The organism is Thauera terpenica 58Eu, assembly GCF_000443165.1.
In the GTDB taxonomy this organism is placed as follows: Bacteria; Pseudomonadota; Gammaproteobacteria; order Burkholderiales; family Rhodocyclaceae; genus Thauera; species Thauera terpenica.
This window is the reverse complement of record NZ_ATJV01000009.1, coordinates 1-410: the sequence shown is the minus strand read 5'-3', so window position 1 is coordinate 410 and position 410 is coordinate 1. Positions and strand designations below refer to the sequence as shown.

Sequence of the window (410 nt, the reverse complement as noted above, 5' to 3'; positions counted from 1 at the left end):
GACGGGGGAAAGGGGCGAATCATGCCAAAATCTCAGAATCTAGGCCATTGTTATATAAGCGTTTGTTAATAGTGCACCAACGCCCTTCGATTTCGTCATCCTCGCACAGCTCTCTCTCGAAAATACAATGAGTTTCAACAAGTGCCTTGCTGCAGTTGTTCGCATACCTGTAACGCTCACCCAAGTCGAGATGTTCAGTGAACTCGATATGAGCATCGTATAAAACCAGACCATAATGCTTTGTGTTCATGTGCCCATTGAAATCGACCCAATCGGCAGGTACTTTTGTTGAGTATTTTTTGAATGGATATGATTCCATTTTTAGGCGTTGGTGCACTATTAACAAACGCTTATATAACAATGGCCTAGATTCTGAGATTTTGGCATGATTCGCCCCTTTCCCCCGTCCG

Annotated in this window: 1 protein-coding gene; it reads right to left on the bottom strand. The window is 43.9% G+C overall.

All coding sequences use genetic code 11. From position 1 onward, the window contains the following. Nucleotides 1-19 precede the first annotated feature (19 nt). Nucleotides 20-410: thioesterase family protein (locus M622_RS40095; protein WP_217995296.1), on the bottom strand; the 391-nt coding region annotated here is incomplete at its 5' end.